This window comes from Micromonospora cremea (assembly GCF_900143515.1).
Lineage (GTDB): Bacteria > Actinomycetota > Actinomycetes > Mycobacteriales > Micromonosporaceae > Micromonospora > Micromonospora cremea.
Map to the genome: position 1 here is coordinate 3,818,225 of NZ_FSQT01000002.1, position 21,974 is coordinate 3,840,198.

The window sequence follows — 21,974 nt, forward strand, 5'->3', positions numbered from 1 at the left end:
GATCGAAGGATCAGATCAGTAGCGGTTGATGGTCGGAGCCGCGCCCAGTTCCGCGCCGAACTTGCCGGCGGTGTCGTCCCAGGCCTTCTTCCAGCTACCGTCGGCGACCGCCTTGTCCAGCGTGTCGTTGATGAAGCTGCGGAAGTCCGCGTCCTCCTTCTTCACACCGATGCCGTAAGGCTCCTTGGTGAAGTTGGCGCCGGCCAGCTTGAAGGACGCCTCGTCCTTGGCGATGTAGCCGAGCAGGATCACGTTGTCCGTGGTGACGGCGTCGACCTGGCCGCCCTTGAGGGCGTCGCGGCACTTGTCGTAGGTGTCGAAGAGCACCAGCTGGGTGCCAACGTCCTTGACGTACTGCTTGATCGTCTCGGCGGGGGTCGAGCCGGTCACCGAGCAGACCTTCTTGGTGCCGTCCTTGAAGGAGTCCGGACCGGTGATGGTCGCCTCGTCCTTCTTGACCATGATGTTCTGGCCGGCCTCGTAGTACGGCCCGGCGAAGGCGATCCGCTCCTTGCGCTTGTCGTTGATCGTGTAGGTCGCGGCGACGAGGTCCACCGTGCCGTTGACGATCACGTCCTCGCGGACCTTCGAGGGGGCCTCGACCCACTCGATCTTGTCCTCGGGGATGCCGAGCTCCTTGACGATGATCTTCGCGACCTCGACGTCGAAGCCCTCCGGCTTGCCCGACAGGCCCTTCTGCCCGAAGCCCGGCTGGTCGAACTTGGTGCCGACCTTGATCTTCTGCGCCTTGTTGAGCTTCTCCATCGTGCTGCCGGCCGCGAAGGACTTGCCGCCGGAGCCGGCGTCCTCCCCGTCGTCGCCGCCACAAGCGGTCAGGCCGAGCGCCAGAGCGGCGACCGCGGCGACCGCGGCAACGCGCTTGATACGCATACTCTTCTCCTTCTTCGACGGAGCCCACCGGTGTCCGGCGCGCCCCACTGCGGACACCTAGTGCGTGAGGATCTTGGAGAGGAAGTCCCGGGCGCGCTCGCTGCGCGGGTTGGCGAAGAACTCCGCCGGCGGGGCGTCCTCGACCAGTTGGCCGTCGGCCATGAAGATGACCCGGTTCGCGGCGTGCCGGGCGAAGCCCATCTCGTGGGTGACCACGACCATCGTCATGCCGTCGCGGGCCAGGGAGGTCATCACGTCCAGCACCTCGCCGACCATCTCCGGGTCCAGCGCGCTGGTCGGCTCGTCGAAGAGCATCGCCTTGGGCTGCATGGCCAGCGCACGGGCGATGGCCGCCCGCTGCTGCTGACCGCCGGAGAGCTGGGCCGGGAACTTGTCCGCCTGGTTGGCGATGCCGACCCGGTCGAGCAGGGCCAGACCGCGCTCGCGGGCTGCCGCCGGCTTCTCCTTGCGGACCTTGACCGGGCCGAGAGTGACGTTCTCGAGGATGGTCTTGTGCGCGAAGAGGTTGAAGGACTGGAAGACCATGCCAACCTCGCTGCGCAGCTTGGCGAGGGCCTTGCCCTCGGCCGGCAGTGGCTGGCCGTCGAAGGTGATGGTGCCCGAGTTGATCGGTTCCAGTCGGTTGATGGCGCGGCACAGCGTCGACTTGCCGGAGCCGGACGGGCCGATCACCACGACCACCTCGCCCCGACCCACCGACAGCGAGACGTCGTCCAGCACGTGCAGCGGTCCGAACCATTTGTTGACCGCGTCCAGCACGATGAGCGGTTCGCCCGTCGTCACGTCGTCCACCGTCCCTGTCGTCTCCCGGATCGGGGTCGGTTGACCCCCGGTGCGGCCACTGTAGGCGGCGTGATGTGGCGGAACGCAACCTGGCGGGTCACGGAGCGGTAACACCGGTCACGATCGTCGCGGCGAGTCCGATTCCGGTCACCGTGCGGGCCGCATCGGTGGCGTTGGCCGCAGGTTACCGAGATCATGGGGGGATGACCGAACCGGTACGCCTGACCCGGTACGCCCGTGGCGGCGGCTGCGCCTGCAAGATCCCCCCGGGTGAGCTGGAGATCATGGTGGCCGGTCTCGGCCCGGCCACCGGCACCGCGGAGCTGCTGGTCGGGTTGGACCACGGCGACGACGCGGCGGTGGTCCGTCTGGATGAGCGGACCGGGCTGGTGAGCACCGCCGACTTCTTCACGCCGGTGGTCGACGACGCGTACGACTGGGGTCGGATCGCCGCGGCCAACGCGCTCTCCGACGTGTACGCGATGGGCGGCGTTCCGCTGGTCGCGCTTAACCTGCTCTGCTGGCCGCGCGACGTGCTGCCGCTGGAGCTGGCCCGCGAGGTGCTGCGGGGCGGCCAGGACGTGGCCCGGGAGGCGGGCTGCCACCTGGCTGGCGGGCACAGCGTGGACGACGAGGGTCCGAAGTACGGCCTCGCGGTCACCGGCACCGTCCGGCCGGAGGAGCTGATCACCCTCGACGCGGGCCGGGCCGGGGTGCCGCTGTCCCTGACCAAGCCGCTCGGGGTGGGCGTGCTGAACACCCGGCACAAGGCCACCGGTGAGATCTTTCCGGAGGCGGTGGCCACGATGAGCGCGCTCAACCGGGACGCCGCCCGGGCGGCGGTCGCGGCCGGCATCCGGTGCGGCACCGACGTGACCGGGTTCGGCCTGCTCGGGCACGCCTCGAAGCTGGCCCGCGCCAGCCGGCTGACGGTGGCCATCGACACCGCGCGGGTGCCCTACCTGCCGGGTGCACGGGAGGCGCTGCGCGACGGGTACGTCAGCGGCGGCAGCCGGCGCAACCTGCACTGGGTCACCCCGTGGACGGACTTCGGCGCTGTGGGCGAGGACGAGCGGCTGCTGCTGGCCGACGCGCAGACCTCCGGAGGCCTGCTGGTCGCCGGTGAGCTGCCGGGGGCGCCCGTGGTGGGCGAGTTGCTGCCACGCGGCGAGCACCTGGTCGTTCTGCGCTGACCGATCACCGGCGCGCGGTCACCGGTCGGAACGCGCGGCGCCGACCGTGCGGGCGGGGCACCTTACTCGATAAAATGTCACCTTCCCGCTACTCCGAGCATTGGCGCTCAGGGAATTTTTGCCCGGAATGGTCACAGACCGGTAACTTGCCCCCGGCTGAGGTCATATGCCCCCCACCATCGTCAGTAAGGCCCGATCCGGAGGCCGGTGGGACGAACGCAGCGAGGAGGCGGAATGACCGAGCTGTGGAACTGGAGAATCGACCGGGTACGACCCGTGGAGGTCTACCCGGCGCTGGCCGAGGCGCTCGGCCGTGTGGTGATGCCGCTGGCGGTGGCCGACCCGGCCCGGCTGCCGGCGTACGCCGTGGTCGTCGACGTCTGGCAGGCGCCGGGCGAGTTCGCGACGGTCGTGGACTGCTACGGGGTGCCCGAGCGGCTTCCCGAGCACGCCAGCATCGCCGCGCTGGCCCGGTTGCTGGACCGCAACTGCCTGCTGCGCGACGACACGCTCGACGCCGGCCGGCACCTGCTCGTCGCCCCGGACGGCACGGTCCGTCCGGTGCACTTCGACATCCGCGACACCGACGACGGCGAGGTGCTCAGCAGGCAGCGGCTCTGCACGCTGGCCGACCCGGGCTGCCGGGGCTGGTCGCAGTGCCACCGCTCACGCTGGGCCCCCGACACGGTCGCCCCGGCGCTCGCCGCGGCCTGACCCACGGGTCGGGCCGCGCGCCGGCGGCTCCCTCCCTGCTCGTCGATCTAGGGAAGATCGTTGCTCAGGGAGATCCACTGGCAGCAACATGCCCTAGATCGACGCGGTGGGGGCGGCCGGGGGCGGGCGGGTGGGCGGTCAGCCGTGGCTGGGAGCGGCGGTGGGCGGGCGGTCTGCGGTGGCGGGCCCGGCTCCCCGGACCACGAGCTGGTGGAGCAGGGTGCGGGTTGCCTCGGTAACGGCGGCCACCGCGGCGTCGAACGCGGCGGCGTTGTGCGCGGCGGGCGTCCGGAAGCCTGAGATCTTCCGGACGTACTGCAACGCCGCCGCCTCGATGTCCGCCTCCGTCACCTGCGGGGTGAACGGCTCACGCAGCGTCTTGATGCTCCGGCACATGCTGTGCTCCTTCTCGTCTCGTTCGCTACTTGACCAACGATGACATCGTCTGGGCTGTTGCCTATTCTGGTGGCGCGTCAGGGCCCCTCGGGCCGTCCATCACACCTCCCGTGGCGCGTTCGCGGGACCCGGAGATTCACTGTGGACGAGAAGCTCGCACCGCCCGCCGGTCGGACTCCCGACCCGATCCTGTCGATCCTGAGGACTCGGCTTGACCAGGTCGCGACCGAGCACCCCGAGACGGTTGACGTGCTCCTACGCCGCGTCCTGCCCCCGGCCACCGGTCCGGCGGAGACGGTCGTACCCGTCTCCGCCTTCAACTCCGCCATCTGACTCGATGGCGGCCGGGTCACCCGTACCGGCTCCGCGTACCGCTGCGATCAGCCAGTACGTCAGCAGCCGGCGGATCGCGACGTCGTCGACCACCCGGATGTCGGCCTCGGGCAACTGGGGGCGGAGGAACTCCAGCAGCGTCATCGGGTCCCGTCGGGCCTGTTCCGACCCGGAGGTCTCCACCGCGAGGTGCCGGCCGTCCGGAGTGGCGACGGAGTGCTGTGCCGCATGTTGTCGCGTCACGGTTGCCTGCCGCGGGTCCCCGAGTACGGAGCCGCGCATCGGCGGCACCGAGTGCAAAGCCCCCGAAATCGCCCAGAGCGCAATCTTGTTGTGCAGCGTACTGCCCGCCGTGGGCCCCCGCCATGGGCCACCGGGTCAATGCCGGTCGGCTGAGCCCGCCGACCGGGCCGCTACCCTGGTAGCCCGAGGGGAAGGGGCACCAAGAGGGTGGCTAGGACCTACAACGTCGTGACGTACGGCTGCCAGATGAACGTGCACGATTCCGAGCGCATCTCCGGCCTGCTCGAACAGGCCGGCTACGTACGCGCGGCGCCGGCCGACGACACCCCCGACATCGTCGTCTTCAACACCTGCGCGGTGCGGGAGAACGCCGACAACCGGCTCTACGGCAACCTCGGTCGTCTGCGCCCCGTGAAGGACAAGCACCCCGGGATGCAGATCGCGGTCGGCGGCTGCCTGGCCCAGAAGGACCGCGGCGAGATCGTCCGCAAGGCGCCCTGGGTGGACGTGGTCTTCGGCACGCACAACATCGGCGCGCTGCCGGTGCTGCTCGACCGTGCCCGGCACAACGCCGCCGCCGAGGTGGAGATCCTGGAGTCGCTGGACGTCTTCCCGTCCACGCTGCCCACCCGACGCGAGTCCACGTACGCCGGCTGGGTCTCGATCTCGGTGGGCTGCAACAACACCTGCACGTTCTGCATCGTGCCCGCCCTCCGGGGCAAGGAGAAGGACCGCCGCCCCGGCGACATCCTCTCCGAGGTGCGCGCCCTGGTCGACGAGGGCGTGCTGGAGGTGACCCTGCTCGGGCAGAACGTCAACTCGTACGGTGTCGAGTTCGGTGATCGGTACGCATTCGGCAAGCTGCTGCGCGCCTGCGGCGACATCGACGGGCTGGAGCGGGTCCGGTTCACCAGCCCGCACCCAAAGGACTTCACGGACGACGTGATCGCCGCGATGGCTGAGACGCCGAACGTCTGCCACTCGCTGCACATGCCGTTGCAGTCCGGCTCCGACGCCGTACTCCGGGCGATGCGCCGGTCCTACCGGTCCGACCGCTACCTGGGGATCATCGAGAAGGTCCGGGCGGCGATGCCGGACGCGGCGATCACCACCGACATCATCGTCGGCTTCCCCGGCGAGACCGAGGCCGACTTCCAGCGCACCCTGGACGTGGTCCGGGAGGCCCGGTTCTCCTCGGCCTTCACCTTCCAGTACTCCAAGCGCCCCGGCACCCCCGCCGCCACCATGGACGACCAACTGCCCAAGCAGGTCGTCCAGGAGCGCTACGAGCGGCTGATCGCCACGGTGGAGGAGATCACCTGGGCGGAGAACAAGCGCCTCGTGGGGGAGACTGTCGAGGTGCTGGTCGCGGTCGGCGAGGGCCGCAAGGACGAGCGGACCGGCCGGATGTCCGGCCGGGCCCGCGACGGTCGGCTGGTGCACTTCGCGACTACAGCGTCCGACGGTGGGTCGCTGGCCGGTCAGATCCGGCCGGGAGACATCGTGCACACCGCGGTGACGTACGCCGCCCCGCATCACCTCAACGCCGACGGCGCGCCACTGTCGCACCGGCGGACCCGGGCCGGCGACGCCGCCGAGGCGGGCCGCTCCCCACGTACCCCCGGGGTGTTGCTCGGCCTGCCCACGATCGGCGCTCCAGCGGTCGCGCCCGCACCCGCCAACGGCTGCGCCACCCACTAACTCCCCGCCTGCGCCCCGCGCGCACCGCCCCCGCCCCGCCCCGCCCCGCGCGCCCCGCCCCCGCCCCCGCCCCACCGCCGTCGATCTAGGGATAATCGCTGTGGATGGAGATCCACTAGCAACGATTTCCCCTAGATCGGCGCGGAGGGCGGGGCGCGGAGGCGCGCGGAGGGCGGGGCGCGGAGGCGGGCGGGCGGCCGTCCGCACGCCACGGTCCTTTGGGGTACGCGGACAGTGTGCGACGGTCGAGGTCACGCGGACGGGGACACTCGCGGAAGCTCACCGACGACCCCCGACAGCGGTGTCCCGCCGTCGTCGCCTTCGTGCCGGTGGCCCAACCTAGCTCCGTCGCCCATTCTCATCAGCCCAGGTCGATGCGTCGACACCCCGGCCGCCCGCTCCATCCCGCACGACCTTGGGGCGGGGCGCGGATACGCGGGAGCCCCGGTCCCGTGCGGGGACCGGGGCTCCGGGGTGCGTCAGGTCAGCCGGCCTGCTCGGCGAGCTGGAGGAACTGCCGCTTGGCCGCGAGGGCCTGCTCGGCCTCCTTGATCCGGCGGGCGTCCCCGGCGCTCTTCGCCCGGGCCAGCCGGTCCTCGGCCTCGGCCACCTGCGACCGCATCTGGGCGAGCAGCGGGTTGTCCTCCTTGGTGGTCCGGCGCCATGCCGAATCCATCACCTCGCGGACCTTGTCGTCGATGACACGCAGCCGGCGCTCCAGCCCGGCGGCGGCCTCCCGGGGCACCCGGCCGGCCTCGTGCCACTGGGCCTGGATCTCCCGCAGCTTGGCCTGGGCGCCCTTCGGGTCGGCGTCGATGTCCAGCGCCTCGGCCTCAGCCAGCAGAGCCTGCTTGCGCTCCAGGTTGACGCGCTGCTCGTTGTCGCGGGCGGAGAAGACCTCGCTGCGGCGGCTGAAGAAGGCGTCCTGCGCGGCCCGGAACCGTTCCCAGAGCTTCTGCTCGGCCTCCTTGGAGGCGCGCGGCGCGGCCTTCCACTGGGTCATCAGCTCCTTGAGCTGGTTGGCCGTCGCCGCCCAGTCGGTGGAGTCCTTGAGCTTCTCCGCCTCGGCGACCAACTCCTCCTTGGCCGTCTGCGCCTGCTTGCGCTGCGCGTCCAGCGTGGCGAAGTGGGCGCCCCGGCGTCGGGTGAACCCGTCCCGGGCGGCGGCGAACCGCTTCCACAGCTCACCATCGGCCTTCTTGTCGACCCCGCGGATGGTCTTCCACTCGTCGAGGATCTCCTTGAGCCGGTCCCCGGCGGTCTTCCAGCCGGTGGACTCGGCGGCGAGCTTCTCGGCCTCCTCGACCAGCGCGGTCTTGCGCGCCAGGGCCTCGCCGCGTGCGGCGTCCCGGGCGGCACGTGCCTCGCCGGCCTTCTCCTCGGCGAGGGTGGCCAGCTTGTCCAGCCGCGCGGCCAGCGCGTCGATGTCGCCGACCACGTGGGCCTCGGGCAGCGAGGCGCGGATCCGCCGGATCGTGCTCAGCGAGTGCCCGGCGTCCGCCGCACCCGAGTTGAGCCGCGCTTCGGTCAGGTCCACCTCGGTCACCAGATCGGCGAAGCGGCGTGCGAAGTGCGCGAGGCCCTCCTCCGGTGCTCCCGCCTGCCAGGATCCGACCACCCGCTCGCCCTCGGCGGTCTTGACGTACACGGTGCCGTCCGCGTCCACCCGTCCGAAGGAAGTCCAGTCGCTCATGTGCCCATCCTCGTTCTCCCGGCGTCGAGGGAACCGTCCCCCGTCGCCGCCACGGCGCAGCCAACTTGCTTCCGGCATTGTCACAGGTCCGACCCGGTCCGCGTCGAGCGCCTATCGCCGACCGTGACCATACGGTGTCCTAGGGCCCGATTGACCGGATCAGCGCGGAGACGCACCGGGGATTCCGGCTACGGTGAACGGGTGCCACTGGTCGCCGCCGCAGTCTGCCCGCATCCGCCCCTGCTCGTGCCCGAGGTGGCCGGCGCCGCCGCGCCCGAGCTGGACGATCTGCGGGCGGCCTGCGACACCGCCGTACGCGGGCTGTTGGCCGCCGACCCGGCCACCGTGGTGCTGCTCGGCGCCGGGCCGGTGACCGGCGCCATCCCGCCTCCGGCCACCGGCTCCCTGCAGCCCTGGGGCGTCGACCTGGACGTGCCGCTCACCCCCGATCAGCCGGACCGGGGCGCGGTGCTGCCGTTGAGCCTGACCATCGGTGCGTGGCTGCTGGCCCGGCACGCGGTACGACTGCCGGTGATCCCCGTGCAGGTGGCCGCCGACGCCGGTCCGGGCGAGCTGGCCGCGCTCGCCGACGAGGTCGGTGCTGTGGGTGCCCGGGTGGCGCTGCTGGTGCTCGGGGACGGGTCGGCCTGTCGGGGGGAGAAGTCCCCGGGGTACGACGATCCGCGCGCCCGCCCGTACGACCAGCGGGTCGCTTCGGCCCTGGCCGAGGCGGACCTGGACGTCCTGCTCGACCTCGATCCGGTCGTGTCGGCGGAGCTGAAGGCCGCCGGTCGGGCGCCCTGGCAGGTGCTCGCCGGCGCGGCCTGGTCGACCGGCGGCGGTTGGCGCGGTGAGCTGCTGCACGAGTCGGCCCCCTACGGCGTCGCCTACTTCGTGGCGTCCTGGGCACCGGCGTGAGCGGCGACGGGGGCAGCCCGGTCGGCACGGTCGTCGCGGTGGTCGGCCCGACCGCGGCGGGCAAGTCGGCGTTGAGCATCGCGTTGGCGCACGCCCTGGACGGTGAGGTGGTCAACGCCGACTCGATGCAGCTCTACCGGGGCATGGACATCGGCACCGCCAAGCTGACCCCCGCCGAGCGGGACGGGGTGCCGCACCACCTGCTGGACATCTGGGAGGTCACCGAGCCGGCCAGCGTCGCGGAGTACCAGCGTCTGGCCCGCGCGGCGGTGGACGACATCCTGTCCCGGGGGCGGGTGCCGCTGCTGGTCGGCGGCTCAGGGCTGTACGTGCGGGCGGTGCTGGAGCGCTTCGACTTCCCCGGCACCGACCCGGCGCTGCGCGAGCGGCTGGAACGGGAGCTGGCCGAGGTCGGCCCGGCGCCGCTGTACGCGCGGCTGCGCGCTGCCGACCCGGCCGCCGCCGAGGGGATCCTGCCCGGCAACGGCCGGCGGATCGTGCGGGCCCTGGAGGTGATCGAGCTCACCGGCGCCCCGTTCGCGGCGTCGTTGCCCGAGCCGACGCCGTACTACCCGTCGGTGCAGCTCGGGGTCGATCTGGACACCGGGCTGCTGGACGAGCGGATCGCGCTGCGGGTCGATCGGATGTGGGCCGACGGGCTGCTGGCCGAGACCCGCGAGCTGGTCGGGCGGGGGCTGCCCGAGGGGCGGACGGCCAGCCGGGCGCTCGGCTACCAGCAGGTGCTGCGGTTCTTCGCCGGTGAGCTGACCGAGACGCAGGCGCACGACGAGACGGTCCGGGCCACCCGGCGGTTCGTCCGCCGGCAACGGTCCTGGTTCCGGCGGGATCCGCGGATCCACTGGCTGGATTCGGCTGCGCCGGACGTGATCGAGGCTGCCCTGCGCCTGGTGCCCGCCCCTGCGCGATGATGGGGGCGTGGAGTTCACCAAGGGCCATGGCACCGGCAACGACTTCGTCCTTCTCCCCGACCCGGACGGTCAGCTCGACCTGACCCCGGAGCTGGTCGCGGCGCTCTGCGACCGGCGGCGGGGCGTCGGCGCGGACGGGGTGCTGCGAGTGGTCCGCGCGGCCAAGCATCCGGAGGGTGCCGGGCAGGCCGGTGAGGCCGAGTGGTTCATGGACTACTGGAACTCCGACGGCTCGTTGGCCGAGATGTGCGGCAACGGCGCCCGGGTCTTCGTCCGCTACCTGATCGACGCCGGGTTGGCCACGCCGGCCGGCGCGGCGCTGCCGGTGGCCACGAGGGCCGGCGTCGTGCGCGCGCGGGTCGAGGGGCAGGCCATCGCCGTCGAGATGCGCCGCCCCCGGCTGCACGCCGGCTCGACCGCCACGCTCGGTGGGTTGACCCTGCCGGGCACCGCCGTGGACCTCGGCAACCCCCACCTGGTCTGCGTCCTGCCGGCCAGCCTGGAGCTGTCCGCGCTGGACCTCACCACCGCGCCCGGATTCGACCCGGCGCTCTTTCCGACCGGGGTGAACGTGGAGTTCATTGTGGCGGGCGAGCCGATCGACGGCACCGATGCGCACACCCTGATGCGGGTGTACGAGCGTGGCAGCGCGGAAACTCTCTCCTGCGGCACCGGCGCCTGCGCGGTGGCCGCGGTGGCTTTGCGCGACGCGGCCCGGGACACCGGCAGGGTCGCCGTCGACGTCCCCGGTGGCCGCCTCACGGTCACCGTGACCGACGATTCCTGCTGGCTGTCCGGCCCGGCCGTCCTGGTGGCGACCGGAGAGGTCGACCTCGCCGGGCTGCCCGTGTCCGCCTGACGTCGGGCGGCGCTGGCCCGTCTGCTCTGCTGTCGCCCGTGCGTCGCGCCCGACTGCGGTCGGTCACCGCACAGCCTTGCTCTGCTTCACTCCACGCAACGGCTGACGTCCGATAATCGGACACCGACCGTTGCGGTGGTTGAAGCAGAGCAGAGCGGGGGAGACGACCGGTTCGTGGTCGGTTCCCCCGCTCACGGCCATACCAGCTCGCGCCGGCCCGGCTTCGCGTCAATCAGTCCGTCAGGGGGTGGCGCTGGCGTTGGCGGCGATCTCAGGCAGGTCGGCGGGGCCCGGGTCGGCGGCCGGCAGCGGGCTGGGGTTGTGGGCGGCGGCGCGCACGGCGGCCGCGACGGCCGGGGCGACCCGGGGGTCGAAGACGCTGGGCACGATCACCGTCGGGTTGATCTTCTCCTCGCCGACCACGTCCGCGATGGCCCGGGCGGCGGCGATCGCCATCTCCTCGGTGAACTCCTCGGCGTGCGCGTCCAGCATGCCGCGGAACACTCCGGGGAAGGCGAGCACGTTGTTGATCTGGTTCGGCTGGTCCGAGCGGCCGGTGGCGACCACGGCGGCGTGCTTGCGCGCCTCCCGCGGGTCGACCTCCGGGTCCGGGTTGGCCAGCGCGAAGACGATCGAGTCCTTGGCCATCTGGGCGATGTCGTCGCCGGTGAGCAGGTTCGGCGCGCTGACCCCGATGAAGACGTCCGCGCCCCGGATCGCGCCCGGCAGGTCGCCGGCGTAGTTGTCCTTGTTGGTGTTGTCCGCCAGCCACTGCCACGCCGAGTTGAGCCCGGTCAGCCCACGGTGCAGGGCGCCCTCCCGGTCGTACGCGATGATGTCGCCGACGCCTTGACGCAGCAGCAGCTTCATGATCGCCGTGCCGGCCGCGCCGGCACCGGAGACCACCACCCGGACGTCCGCGAGCTGCTTGCCCACCACCCGCAGCGCGTTGGTCAGCGCGGCCAGCACGCAGATCGCGGTGCCGTGCTGATCGTCGTGGAAGACAGGGATGTCCAGCAGCTCACGCAGCCGGGCCTCGATCTCGAAGCAGCGCGGCGCGGCGATGTCCTCCAGGTTGATCCCGCCGTACGCCGGCGCGATCGCCTTGACGATGGCCACGATCTCGTCGGTGTCCTGGGTGTCCAGGACCACCGGCCAGGCGTCCACCCCGCCGAAGCGCTTGAACAGCGCCGCCTTGCCCTCCATCACCGGCAGCGACGCGGCCGGGCCCAGGTTGCCCAGGCCGAGCACCGCCGAGCCGTCGCTGACCACCGCGACGGTGTTGCGCTTGATGGTCAGCCGGCGGGCGTCCGCCGGGTTCTCGGCGATCGCCATGCAGACCCGGGCCACCCCGGGGGTGTACGCCCGGGACAGCTCGTCCCGGTTGCGCAGCGCGACCTTCGAGGTCACCTCGATCTTGCCGCCCAGGTGCAGCAGGAACGTCCGGTCCGACACCTTGCGCACGTCCACGCCCTCCAGCGCGGTCAGCGCGTCGACCACCTGGTCGGCATGGCCGGCGTCGGCGGTGTCGCAGGTCAGGTCGACGATCACGTTGGTCGGGTCGGAGTCCACCACGTCCAGCGCTGTGACGATCGCCCCGGCTTCGCCGACCGAGGTGGTGAGCCGGCCGATCGAGGAGGCGTCCGCGGTCACGGCGATCCGGATGGTGATCGAGAATCCGGCGCTCGGCAGTCGGGTGATGGCCACGGGGTCCCTCCGTCACGGCTGTGCGGCCGCTCGGCCGCCGCCCAGCATTTCTACCGGGTTGTCGAGGTCGACCGGCATTCGCCCCCGCTTTTGGCGACCTTCGGCACGGGCATATAGCAGGTGCGTTCGGCGTTGCGTCATGTCAGGATTACGTTCTACTTATCAAAACGGACAGGAGAACCGCTTGCGAGACCAGGAGAGCTTTGTCGCCGTCGAGGACGAGCTCGACGACGTCACCACCGGCGAGATGGAGCTGTCGGAGCGGCAGTCGCTACGACGCGTACCGGGCCTCTCCACCGAGCTCACCGACGTCACCGAGGTCGAATACCGACAGCTGCGGCTGGAGCGGGTCGTCCTGGTGGGCGTCTGGACCGAGGGCACGGTGACCGACGCGGAGAATTCCCTGACCGAGCTGGCCGCGCTCGCCGAGACCGCCGGCTCGCAGGTGCTCGAAGGGCTGATCCAGCGCCGTACGCGGCCCGACCCGGCCACCTACATCGGCCGGGGCAAGGTCGACGACCTCGGCGCGGTGGTGCTCTCCACCGGCGCGGACACGGTGATCTGTGACGGTGAGTTGTCCCCGTCCCAGCTGCGCAACCTGGAGCAGCGCACCAAGGTCAAGGTGGTCGACCGGACGGCGTTGATCCTCGACATCTTCGCCCAGCACGCCAAGAGCAAGGAGGGTAAGGCGCAGGTCGAGCTGGCCCAGCTGGAATACCTCCTGCCCCGGCTGCGCGGTTGGGGCGAGACGCTCTCCCGGCAGACCGGTGGTAGCGGTCGCGGCGGCGGCGCCGGCGGCGGCGTGGGTGTGCGTGGTCCCGGTGAGACCAAGCTGGAGACCGACCGGCGGCGCATCCGTCACCGCATCTCCCGGCTGCGCCGCGAGATCAAGAGCATGAAGACGGTACGCGTGACCAAGCGCGCCCGGCGTTCCCGTAACGCCGTCCCCGCGGTGGCCATCGCCGGCTACACCAACGCCGGCAAGTCCAGCTTGCTCAACCGGCTGACCGGCGCGGGTGTGCTGGTGGAGAACGCGCTCTTCGCGACGTTGGACCCGACCACCCGTAAGGCCACCGCCGCCGACGGGCGCATCTACACCCTCTCGGACACGGTCGGCTTCGTCCGGCACCTGCCGCACCAGATCGTCGAGGCGTTCCGCTCGACGCTGGAGGAGGTCGCCGAGGCGGATCTGGTGGTGCACGTCGTCGACGGCACCCACCCGGATCCGGAGGAGCAGGTGCGGGCCGTCCACGAGGTGCTCGCCGAGGTCGGCGCGGACCGGCTCCCCGAGCTGCTGGTGGTCAACAAGACCGACACGGCCGACGAGGACACGCTGCTGCGGCTCAAGCGGCTCTGGCCGGACGCGATCTTCGTTTCCGCGCACACCGGGCGGGGCGTCGACGGGCTGCGCGAGGCGATCGAGGAGCGGCTTCCCCGGCCTGCCGTGGAGGTCCGGGCCGTCCTGCCGTACGACCGGGGCGACCTGGTGGCACGGGTGCACCGCACCGGCGAGGTGCTCAGCACGTCGCACCTGCCGGAAGGCACCCTGCTGCACGTCCGGGTCGGCGAGGCGCTCGCCGCCGAGTTGGCGCCGTTCGACGTCGAGCGGCAAAGTCAGGCGGCCGGCAGCCGGCGCTGAGCGGCCCCGGCGTCATCCCCCGGAAACGCGCGGCATGCGACACTGGCCGAATGCGCCGCGTTGTTTCCTCGGTCACGGTTGCCCTCGGCCTGCTCGGGGCAACCGTGGCGCTCGCCGGAGTCGCTGTCGCCGCTCCCGCCCCCGCATCCTCCGATGCGCCTGCCCTCACTCCCGGCAAGAAGCGATGCACGGTCGCCGACGAGCGGCTGCGGGAGCTGTCGGGCCTGGTCGCGACCAAGAGCGGCTACATCGTGATCAACGACGGCACCGACGTCGCGGCACGCAAGCGGGTCTTCTTCCTCGACAGCAAGTGCAAGATCTCCAAGAACCCGGTCCAGTACTCGGGGCAGGGCCCGTTCGACACCGAGGACCTCGCTCTCTCCCCGAACGGCTCGACCCTCTGGATCGCGGACACCGGCGACAACGCCACCTCCAAGGAACGCCGTAAGCGGGTCGCGCTCTGGTCGATGCCGGTCACCGGCTCCAAGCAGCCGGTGCTGCACCGGATCTCCTATCCGGAGGGCAAGCCGCACGACGCCGAGGCGCTGCTCATCGGCAACGACGGCAAGCCGCTGATCATCACCAAGGTGACCAGCGGAAAGGCCGAGATCTTCACCCCGGCGGCGGCGCTGAAGAACGGCGACACCGATCCGGTGCCGATGCGCAAGGTCGGCGACATCGAACTGCCCAAGACGCAGACGGAAAACCCGCTCAACACGTTCGGCCGGGTCGCGATCACGGGCGCGGCGCGCTCGCCGGACGGCACCCGGGTGGTCCTGCGCACCTACGCGGACGCCTTCGAGTTCGACGTGGCCGGCGGGGACATCGTCGGCGCGCTCACCACCGGCAAGCCCCGGGTGACGCCGCTCACGGACCCGTTCGGCGAGGCCATCAGCTACACCCCGGACGGTAAGACCTTCCTTACCGTCTCCGACGGCGGCCAGTTCAGTGCGGACGACCCGGTGGACATCCTCAGCTACACGCCGTCCACCCAGACGGCGCAACCGCTGGCGGACGATGCCGGTGCACCCAAGTCGGCCGCCTCGCAGTCGTGGTTCGACGGGCTGAGCTTGGACGACATCACCTACCTGGTCGGCGCGGTCGGGGTGATCGGCCTGCTGCTGGTCGGCGCCGGCATCATCGGCATCGTCCGGGCGCGCCGCCGGCCGCCGGCCGCTGATGAGTCCGACCGGTCGGACCCGGACGGCGAGCCCCTCGGCCCGCGTGGTGGCCCTGCCGACGACGGATTCCCGGCCGGTGACCGTGCCGGTGGGGTCTACGGTGGCGGCGCACCGGCCGGTGGGGCGGTCTACGGGGCCGGCGGTGGGGCGTACGGCGGCGGCGCGGGCCGTGGTGGTCCCGCCCCGGCGGGCGGCGGGGTGTACGGCGGTGGCCGTCCGGCGGCCGGCGAGGGTGGCTACGGTCCTGCCCCGGCGGGCGGCGGCGCGGCCGGCGGTGGCGTCTACGGCGGGGGCCGTCCTCCGGCGGGTGGCGGTGGCCGGCCGGCGGGTGGCGGTGGTCGTCCTCCAGGCGGTGGTCGTCCCGGCGGTGGCGTGTACGGCGGCGGTGGCCAGCCCGGCGGCGGTGGTCAGCCGGGCGGCGGTCGGGCGGAGCCGCCGCGGCGTGGTGGGCCGGAGCCGGACTACCGGGGCCAGCGGCCCGGTCGTCGGCGTGACGAGGACGCGCCCGTGGACCCGTACGGGCAGTATCCCGGGGGCGGTCGCGGCCACCGGGGCGACCGCTACTGACGCATCCCGGCCCGTGCCCTGACGCGCCTCGAACGATTGCATCGGCGCTGGGCGGGTGCGGGTGAGTGCCGTGGGCACTCACCCGCGGACCGGTCAGATCCGGCGCAGGACCGCCACGACCCGACCCATGATGGTGGCGTCGTCACCGGGGATCGGGTCGAAGGCTGGGTTCTGCGGCATCAGCCAGACGTGCCCGTCGCGCCGCCGGTAGGTCTTGACGGTCGCCTCGCCATCGAGCATGGCGGCCACGATCTCGCCCGAGTCGGCGGTGGGCTGCTGCCGGACGACCACCCAGTCGCCGTCGCAGATGGCCGCGTCGAGCATCGAGTCGCCCTTGACCTGGAGCATGAAGACCTCGCCCTCGCCCACCAGCTCGCGGGGGAGGGGGAAGATGTCCTCCACCGCCTGCTCGGCGAGGATCGGCCCACCGGCGGCGATCCGGCCGAGCATCGGCACGTATGCCGGGGTCGGCCGCTGCGCGCGGGACAGCTCGTCGTCGATGGCCTCGCTGGGGGCCCGGACGTCCACCGCGCGCGGCCGGTTGGGGTCGCGGCGCAGGAAGCCCTTCTTTTCCAGCTCCTTGAGCTGGTAGGCGACGCTGGACGGCGACACCAGGCCGACCGCCTCGCCGATCTCCCGGACGCTCGGCGGGTAGCCGTGTCGCTCCACCCAGTTGCGGATGAACTCCAGGATGCGGCGCTGGCGGGCGGTCAGGTCGACCGTCGCCGGGTCGGGGAAGGTGCTGACCACCGGGGTGACCGGGCGCACGGCGGGCTGGCCCGTCCGGCTGCGCGCGGCGCTGCGGCGTCGGGTGGCCGGCGGGCCCGCCTCGGTGATCTGCTGCGGGCTCTTCGGCCGGCTGGCCCGGTCCTCGGTCACGTCCGTCCTCCCTGGTCGGCGCTGGGTGCCTCGTCGGCTCGTGGTGCGTGCGGTGGTGCCACGACGGTGCTGGGGGTGGTGCGTCGCCGGGTGCGGTGAAGATCCATCGCGCCCGGTTGTTCCTGACCGTATAGGTGAGATCGGTCATTTTCAAACATCTGTACGACCTCTCACCGGCGTGTCGGGGTGAAAAACCACTCCTGTCGTACGGATGTTCTGATAAATGGTACGTCGGATAGCACGCGTGTTCGATCCTCGGCCGTTTTCCGGGCTGCTTGGGCCCGCTGGCCGGTAACCGCGGCGGGGGTCCGGCGTTGGGTCTTCCGGCGGAGCGGTGGGTGCGGATGACCGGATGGTCCGTGACGCGCCGGACACGCCCGCCAACTTGACCCGGGTTCGCCAGCGACATACGGTCAACCCCTAGATGTAGTAGTGACACGGGCGTAAGTTGCCTACAGGTTGGGTCCGACTACCGACCGCACTCCCGTAACGTCCACCACGGCGGGCGTCATCTCCGGATGGCACCGTCGTGGCGAGCCGTGCCCGGGAGTGCCCCGGCCCGGCCGTGGTTGATCATGATTAGGAGGTAGGCGATGCGGTGTCCGTACTGCCGGCACGCCGACTCCCGGGTGGTCGACTCGCGGGAGGCCGACGACGGTCAGCTCATCCGGCGGCGACGGTCCTGCCCGGAGTGCGGCAAGCGGTTCACCACCGTCGAGGAGGCGGTCCTCGCGGTCGTCAAGCGCAGCGGGGTGACCGAGCCGTTCAGCCGTACGAAGATCATCGGCGGGGTGCGCAAGGCGTGCCAGGGCCGGCCCGTCGACGAGGACTCGATCGCGCTGCTGGCCCAGAAGGTCGAGGAGACCGTCCGGGCCAAGGGCGCGGCCGAGATCCCCAGCCATGACGTGGGGCTGGCGATCCTGGGCCCTCTGCGGGACCTGGACGAGGTGGCGTACCTGCGGTTCGCCAGCGTCTACCGGTCCTTCGACTCGCTCGCCGACTTCGAGCAGGAGATCGAGACATTGCGGGCCGCCGCCCGCGCCCGGGAGGGCGCGGGTCAGGCCGGGGCGGCGGGGACCGCCGGCCGTACCAACTGAAATGTGTGTTGCTGACAGGTGGAAGCGCGGCGGGTGGCCGCGTGGACGAGGGGGCGGATGAGATGTCGGGGGATGGTGTGACGACAAGCAGGTCACGGAGCAAGGCCAGCGCGAGCGCCGGGCTGAAGATCGAGCGGGTGTGGACGACCGAGGGGGTTCACCCGTACGACGAGGTCACCTGGGAGCGCCGCGACGTCGTGATGACGAACTGGCGGGACGGCTCGATCAACTTCGAGCAGCGCGGGGTGGAGTTCCCGCAGTCGTGGAGCGTCAACGCGGCGAACATCGTGACCACCAAGTACTTCCGGGGCGCGGTGGGGACCCCGGAGCGGGAGTGGTCGCTCCGGCAGCTGATCGACCGGGTGGTCAGCACCTACCGCACCGCCGGTGAGGAGTACGGCTACTTCGCCAGCCCGGCCGACGCCGAGATCTTCGGGCACGAGCTGACCTGGATGCTGCTGCACCAGGTGTTCAGCTTCAACTCGCCGGTCTGGTTCAACGTCGGCACGCCGTCGCCGCAGCAGGTCAGCGCCTGCTTCATCCTGTCCGTCGACGACTCGATGGACTCGATCCTCGACTGGTACAAGGAGGAGGGGCTGATCTTCAAGGGCGGCTCCGGCTCCGGGGTCAACCTGTCCCGCATCCGTTCGTCCCGCGAGCTGCTCTCCTCCGGAGGCAACGCCTCCGGTCCGGTCAGCTTCATGCGCGGCGCGGACGCCTCGGCCGGCACCATCAAGTCCGGCGGCGCCACCCGGCGGGCGGCCAAGATGGTCATCCTCGACGTCGACCACCCGGACATCCAGGAGTTCGTGGTCACCAAGGCGCGCGAGGAGGACAAGATCCGCGCGCTGCGGGACGCCGGGTTCGACATGGACCTGGGCGGCTCCGACATCGTCAGCGTGCAGTACCAGAATGCCAACAACTCGGTCCGGGTCTCCGACGAGTTCATGACGGCGGTGGAGAACGACGGCGGTTTCGACCTGCGGGGTCGGCTCGATGGGGCGACCATCGAGACGGTCGAGGCGAAGAAGCTGTTCCGTTCGATCTCCCAGGCCGCCTGGGAGTGCGCCGACCCGGGCCTGCAGTACGACGACACCATCAACGACTGGCACACCTGCCCGGAGACCGGCCGGATCACCGCGTCGAACCCGTGCTCGGAGTACCTGCACCTGGACAATTCCTCGTGCAACCTGGCCTCGCTCAACCTGATGAAGTTCCTCAAGGCCGACGGCGGCTTCGACGTGGAGAAGTTCGTCAGGTCGGTCGAGTTCGTCATCACCGCGATGGACATCTCGATCTGCTTCGCCGACTTCCCGACGGAGAAGATCGGTGAGACCTCCCGCGCCTACCGGCAGCTCGGCATCGGCTACGCCAACCTCGGCGCCCTGCTGATGGCCACCGGCCTGCCGTACGACTCGGAGCAGGGCCGCTCGGTCGCCGCGGCGATCACGTCCCTGATGACGGGTACCGCCTACCGCCGCTCGGCCGAGCTGGCCGGTGTCGTCGGCGCGTACGACGGCTACGCCCGCAACGCCGAGCCGCACAAGCGGGTCATGCGCAAGCACGCGGCGGCCAACGACGAGATCAAGCCCACCAGCCCGGTGGCCACCGCGATCGTCCGCGAGGCGACCAAGCAGTGGACCCAGGGCAACAAGATCGGCGACAAGTTCGGCTGGCGCAACTCGCAGGCCAGCGTCCTCGCCCCGACCGGCACCATCGGCTTCATGATGGACTGCGACACGACCGGCGTGGAGCCGGACCTGGCGCTGGTCAAGTTCAAGAAGCTGGTCGGCGGCGGCTCGATGCAGATCGTCAACCAGACGGTGCCGCGTGCCCTGCGCAGCCTCGGCTACCCCGAGGAGCAGGTCGAGGCGATCGTCGAGCACATCGCCGACCACGGCCACGTGGTGGACGCTCCCGGCCTCAAGCCGGAGCACTACGCGGTCTTCGACTGCGCGATGGGGGAGCGGTCGATCGCCCCGATGGGCCACGTGCGGATGATGGCGGCCATCCAGCCGTTCGTCTCCGGCGCCATCTCCAAGACGGTCAACATGCCGGAGGCGGCCACCGTCGAGGACGTCGAGAAGATCTACTTCGAGGGCTGGAAGCTCGGCCTCAAGGCGCTGGCGATCTACCGGGACAACTGCAAGGTCGGCCAGCCGCTCTCGGTGGCCAAGTCCAACAAGGCCACCTCGCCGGCGGCCGTCGAGGCCGCCACGGCCGCGCCGGTCGTCGAGAAGGTCGTCGAGTACCGGCCGGTGCGCAAGCGTCTGCCGAAGAAGCGCCCGTCCGAGACGGTCTCCTTCTCCGTCGGCGGTGCCGAGGGCTACCTCACCGCGTCGTCCTACCCGGACGACGGCCTCGGCGAGGTCTTCCTCAAGATGTCCAAGCAGGGCTCCACCCTGGCCGGGGTGATGGACGCCTTCTCGGTGGCCATCAGCATCGGCCTGCAGTACGGCGTGCCGCTGGAGACGTTCGTCAGCAAGTTCACCAACATGCGCTTCGAGCCGGCTGGGATGACCGACGACCCGGACGTGCGCATGGCGGCCTCGGTGATGGACTACATCTTCCGTCGCCTGGCGCTGGACTTCCTGCCGTACGAGCGCCGCGCCGAGCTGGGCATCTTCACCGCTTCGGAGCGGGCCGCGCAGCTGCGGGCCGAGGCCGACGCGGAGAGTGCCGCGGTGACCGGTGCGGAGCTCACCGCGATGGCGTCCTCGGCGCCGGTGGAGGCCCCGGCCAAGCCGGAGGCCGTCGCGCAGCCGGCGCAGGAGATGGCCGAGGTGGCCGCCGCCAAGCCGGCCCCGAACGTGGGCTCCAGCACCGAACTGCTGGAGGCCGTGATCGGCAAGGCCGCCGACGCGCCGCTCTGCTTCACCTGCGGCACGAAGATGCGCCCGGCCGGTAGCTGCTACGTCTGCGAGGGCTGCGGCTCCACCAGCGGCTGCAGCTGACATACGACAGAAGCGGCCCTGCCCCGGCCTCCTGATCGGAGGGCGGGGCAGCGCCGTTTCCAGGTCGTCGCGGACTCGCGCGGAGGACATGTGCTCGTTGGCCGGTATACCTCACAGGCATATCTATGACTGTGCGGTATACCGCTCACCGTGGCGGGTGCCATCGACCCCAGCCTGGAGAGAAAGGCGCGGCGAGCGGCGGAACCGCGAGTTGGCCAGGTCAGGGCCGGGCGAACAGGGAGGCCTTAGTTCGAGCGGAACCTACGTTCGCCGAGGCGGGAGATGGCTGCGACGATCAGGGCATGACGACCGCCGAGGCGTATGCCAGGTTCGCCGGCCGCGAGGTGCGCGGGGTCTCGCCCGCGTACGAGCGGCTGTCCCGGGCGGTGTCCCGCGACGACGAGCTGCTCGCCCTGCTCGACGGGCTTCCGCCGGCCAAGCGGCAGCCGAACCTGTTGTTCGGCGTCGTCCGGTGGCTCGGCGGCCCGGTCGAGGACCCGGCCGCGTTTCACGACTACACCCTGACGAACTGGACGACCATCGAGGCGCAGGTGCGGGCTCGGGCCACCCAGACCAACGAGGCCGGCCGGTGTGCGGTCCTGCTGCCGGTGCTCGCCGCGCTGCCGCAGCCGCTCGCCCTGCTGGAGGTCGGCGCGTCCGCCGGGCTCTGCCTCTATCCCGACCGGTACGCCTACCGGTACGGCGAGCACCGGGTCGGCTCCGGGGAGCCGGTCCTGGAGTGCGCGGCCACGGGGTTGGCGCCGCCGGCACGCGTACCGGAGGTGGTGTGGCGGGCCGGCCTGGACCTCAACCCCCTCGACGTGACCGACCCCGGTGACGTGTCCTGGTTGGACGCGCTGATCTGGCCGGAGCACGAGCACCGGCGGGCCCGGCTGCGGGCCGCGACGGCGATCGCCGCGGCCGATCCGCCACTGCTGATCCGCGGCGACCTGGTGGACGACCTGCCGGCGCTGGCCGCGCGGGCACCGGCCGGCGCGACCCTCGTGGTGTTCCACACCTCCGTGCTCTACCAGGTGCCCGTGCCGCGCCGGGAGGCGTTCGTCCGGCTGGTCGATGGGCTGCCCGCGCACTGGGTCGCCAACGAGGCCCCGGAGGTGCTGCCGCACGAGGGGCTGCCGGAGCCGCCGGAGGAGGGGCTGCACAACGTCCTGGCGCTTGACGGCAGGCCACTGGCCTGGACCCGGGGGCACGGCCAAGCCATCACCTGGTTCGCCTGACGCCGTCAGCCGACCCGACCGTCGGCGGTCGCCGACGG

Annotated in this window: 18 protein-coding genes; 11 read left to right on the forward strand and 7 right to left on the reverse strand. The window is 71.5% G+C overall.

What is annotated here, in order from left to right; translation table 11 throughout:
• Nucleotides 1-15: 15 nt before the first annotated feature.
• Together BUS84_RS31365 and BUS84_RS31370 are read right to left on the reverse strand one after the other, a co-directional pair.
• Nucleotides 16-891 (reverse strand): glutamate ABC transporter substrate-binding protein, encoded by an 876-nt coding sequence (locus tag BUS84_RS31365; protein ID WP_074318020.1) that lies wholly within the window; start codon nt 889-891, stop codon nt 16-18.
• Between the two features lie 57 nt (nt 892-948).
• On the reverse strand, nt 949-1,704 hold the full coding sequence (locus BUS84_RS31370) for an amino acid ABC transporter ATP-binding protein (protein WP_074318022.1): 756 nt from the start codon (nt 1,702-1,704) through the stop codon (nt 949-951).
• 194 nt (nt 1,705-1,898) lie between these two features.
• Here BUS84_RS31370 and selD point away from each other — a divergent pair, with 194 nt between their 5' ends.
• Both selD and BUS84_RS31380 read left to right on the forward strand, forming a co-directional pair.
• Nucleotides 1,899-2,888, forward strand: a complete 990-nt coding sequence (gene selD / locus BUS84_RS31375; protein WP_074318024.1) for a selenide, water dikinase SelD — start codon at nt 1,899-1,901, stop codon at nt 2,886-2,888.
• A 234-nt stretch (nt 2,889-3,122) separates the two neighbouring features.
• Entirely contained in the window at nt 3,123-3,602 is a 480-nt protein-coding gene (locus BUS84_RS31380; RefSeq protein ID WP_074318026.1) for a hypothetical protein, read from the forward strand.
• A 138-nt stretch (nt 3,603-3,740) separates the two neighbouring features.
• Here BUS84_RS31380 and BUS84_RS31385 read toward each other — a convergent pair whose 3' ends face one another.
• Together BUS84_RS31385 and BUS84_RS31390 are read right to left on the reverse strand one after the other, a co-directional pair.
• Nucleotides 3,741-3,998, reverse strand: a complete 258-nt coding sequence (locus tag BUS84_RS31385; protein WP_074318027.1) for a DUF2277 family protein — start codon at nt 3,996-3,998, stop codon at nt 3,741-3,743.
• A gap of 255 nt (nt 3,999-4,253) precedes the next feature.
• Nucleotides 4,254-4,574, reverse strand: a complete 321-nt coding sequence (locus BUS84_RS31390; RefSeq protein ID WP_143728579.1) for a hypothetical protein — start codon at nt 4,572-4,574, stop codon at nt 4,254-4,256.
• A 207-nt stretch (nt 4,575-4,781) separates the two neighbouring features.
• On the opposite strand from BUS84_RS31390, the gene miaB reads away from it, so the two are divergent.
• On the forward strand, nt 4,782-6,275 hold the full coding sequence (gene miaB / locus BUS84_RS31395) for a tRNA (N6-isopentenyl adenosine(37)-C2)-methylthiotransferase MiaB (RefSeq protein ID WP_074318031.1): 1,494 nt from the start codon (nt 4,782-4,784) through the stop codon (nt 6,273-6,275).
• Between the two features lie 484 nt (nt 6,276-6,759).
• On the opposite strand, the gene BUS84_RS31400 is transcribed toward miaB, so the two are convergent.
• Nucleotides 6,760-7,968, reverse strand: a complete 1,209-nt coding sequence (locus BUS84_RS31400; RefSeq protein ID WP_074318033.1) for a DUF349 domain-containing protein — start codon at nt 7,966-7,968, stop codon at nt 6,760-6,762.
• A 201-nt stretch (nt 7,969-8,169) separates the two neighbouring features.
• On the opposite strand from BUS84_RS31400, the gene BUS84_RS31405 reads away from it, so the two are divergent.
• From BUS84_RS31405 to dapF, 3 genes are read left to right on the forward strand one after another with little or no spacing between them, the layout of a single operon-like run.
• Entirely contained in the window at nt 8,170-8,886 is a 717-nt protein-coding gene (locus tag BUS84_RS31405; protein ID WP_074318035.1) for a class III extradiol dioxygenase subunit B-like domain-containing protein, read from the forward strand.
• Nucleotides 8,883-9,815, forward strand: coding sequence for a tRNA (adenosine(37)-N6)-dimethylallyltransferase MiaA (gene miaA / locus BUS84_RS31410; RefSeq protein WP_074318037.1), 933 nt, complete (start codon nt 8,883-8,885; stop codon nt 9,813-9,815). The genes BUS84_RS31405 and miaA overlap by 4 nt, the downstream gene beginning before the upstream one ends.
• 7 nt (nt 9,816-9,822) lie before the next feature.
• Complete coding sequence (dapF, locus tag BUS84_RS31415) at nt 9,823-10,674, forward strand: diaminopimelate epimerase (RefSeq protein WP_074318039.1); 852 nt, start codon at nt 9,823-9,825, stop codon at nt 10,672-10,674.
• Nucleotides 10,675-10,914: 240 nt separating this feature from the next.
• On the opposite strand, the gene BUS84_RS31420 is transcribed toward dapF, so the two are convergent.
• Nucleotides 10,915-12,381 carry an NAD-dependent malic enzyme gene (locus BUS84_RS31420; protein WP_074318040.1) on the reverse strand — a complete coding sequence of 489 codons (1,467 nt, stop codon included), beginning with the start codon at nt 12,379-12,381 and terminating at the stop codon, nt 10,915-10,917.
• A gap of 184 nt (nt 12,382-12,565) precedes the next feature.
• Between BUS84_RS31420 and hflX the strand changes: the two genes are divergently transcribed.
• Together hflX and BUS84_RS31430 are read left to right on the forward strand one after the other, a co-directional pair.
• Nucleotides 12,566-14,020 (forward strand): GTPase HflX, encoded by a 1,455-nt coding sequence (gene hflX, locus BUS84_RS31425; RefSeq protein WP_074318041.1) that lies wholly within the window; start codon nt 12,566-12,568, stop codon nt 14,018-14,020.
• Nucleotides 14,021-14,070: 50 nt separating this feature from the next.
• Nucleotides 14,071-15,768: a hypothetical protein gene (locus BUS84_RS31430; RefSeq protein WP_074318042.1), complete on the forward strand. Its 1,698-nt coding sequence runs from the start codon at nt 14,071-14,073 to the stop codon at nt 15,766-15,768.
• 93 nt (nt 15,769-15,861) lie between these two features.
• On the opposite strand, the gene lexA is transcribed toward BUS84_RS31430, so the two are convergent.
• The gene (gene lexA / locus BUS84_RS31435) at nt 15,862-16,647 is read right to left on the reverse strand and encodes a transcriptional repressor LexA (protein ID WP_074318043.1); all 786 of its coding nucleotides are present in this window, start codon (nt 16,645-16,647) and stop codon (nt 15,862-15,864) included.
• A gap of 593 nt (nt 16,648-17,240) precedes the next feature.
• On the opposite strand from lexA, the gene nrdR reads away from it, so the two are divergent.
• The 3 genes from nrdR (at nt 17,241) to BUS84_RS31450 (ending at nt 21,936) form a co-directional block, all read left to right on the forward strand.
• Entirely contained in the window at nt 17,241-17,744 is a 504-nt protein-coding gene (gene nrdR / locus BUS84_RS31440) for a transcriptional regulator NrdR (protein ID WP_074318044.1), read from the forward strand.
• A 62-nt stretch (nt 17,745-17,806) separates the two neighbouring features.
• Complete coding sequence (locus tag BUS84_RS31445) at nt 17,807-20,698, forward strand: vitamin B12-dependent ribonucleotide reductase (protein WP_074319241.1); 2,892 nt, start codon at nt 17,807-17,809, stop codon at nt 20,696-20,698.
• 302 nt (nt 20,699-21,000) lie between these two features.
• Nucleotides 21,001-21,936 carry a DUF2332 domain-containing protein gene (locus BUS84_RS31450; protein WP_074318045.1) on the forward strand — a complete coding sequence of 312 codons (936 nt, stop codon included), beginning with the start codon at nt 21,001-21,003 and terminating at the stop codon, nt 21,934-21,936.
• Nucleotides 21,937-21,974: the final 38 nt, after the last annotated feature.

Bases quoted from the DNA above. Each gene is read 5' to 3' on its own strand.
- BUS84_RS31365 (WP_074318020.1), bottom strand. From the start codon at position 891: ATGCGTATCAAGCGCGTTGCCGCGGTCGCCGCGGTCGCCGCTCTGGCG.
- selD (WP_074318024.1), top strand. From the start codon at position 1,899: ATGACCGAACCGGTACGCCTGACCCGGTACGCCCGTGGCGGCGGCTGC.
- BUS84_RS31380 (WP_074318026.1), top strand. From the start codon at position 3,123: ATGACCGAGCTGTGGAACTGGAGAATCGACCGGGTACGACCCGTGGAG.
- BUS84_RS31385 (WP_074318027.1), bottom strand. From the start codon at position 3,998: ATGTGCCGGAGCATCAAGACGCTGCGTGAGCCGTTCACCCCGCAGGTG.
- BUS84_RS31400 (WP_074318033.1), bottom strand. From the start codon at position 7,968: ATGAGCGACTGGACTTCCTTCGGACGGGTGGACGCGGACGGCACCGTG.
- BUS84_RS31430 (WP_074318042.1), top strand. From the start codon at position 14,071: ATGCGCCGCGTTGTTTCCTCGGTCACGGTTGCCCTCGGCCTGCTCGGG.
- nrdR (WP_074318044.1), top strand. From the start codon at position 17,241: ATGCGGTGTCCGTACTGCCGGCACGCCGACTCCCGGGTGGTCGACTCG.
- BUS84_RS31445 (WP_074319241.1), top strand. From the start codon at position 17,807: ATGTCGGGGGATGGTGTGACGACAAGCAGGTCACGGAGCAAGGCCAGC.
- BUS84_RS31450 (WP_074318045.1), top strand. From the start codon at position 21,001: ATGACGACCGCCGAGGCGTATGCCAGGTTCGCCGGCCGCGAGGTGCGC.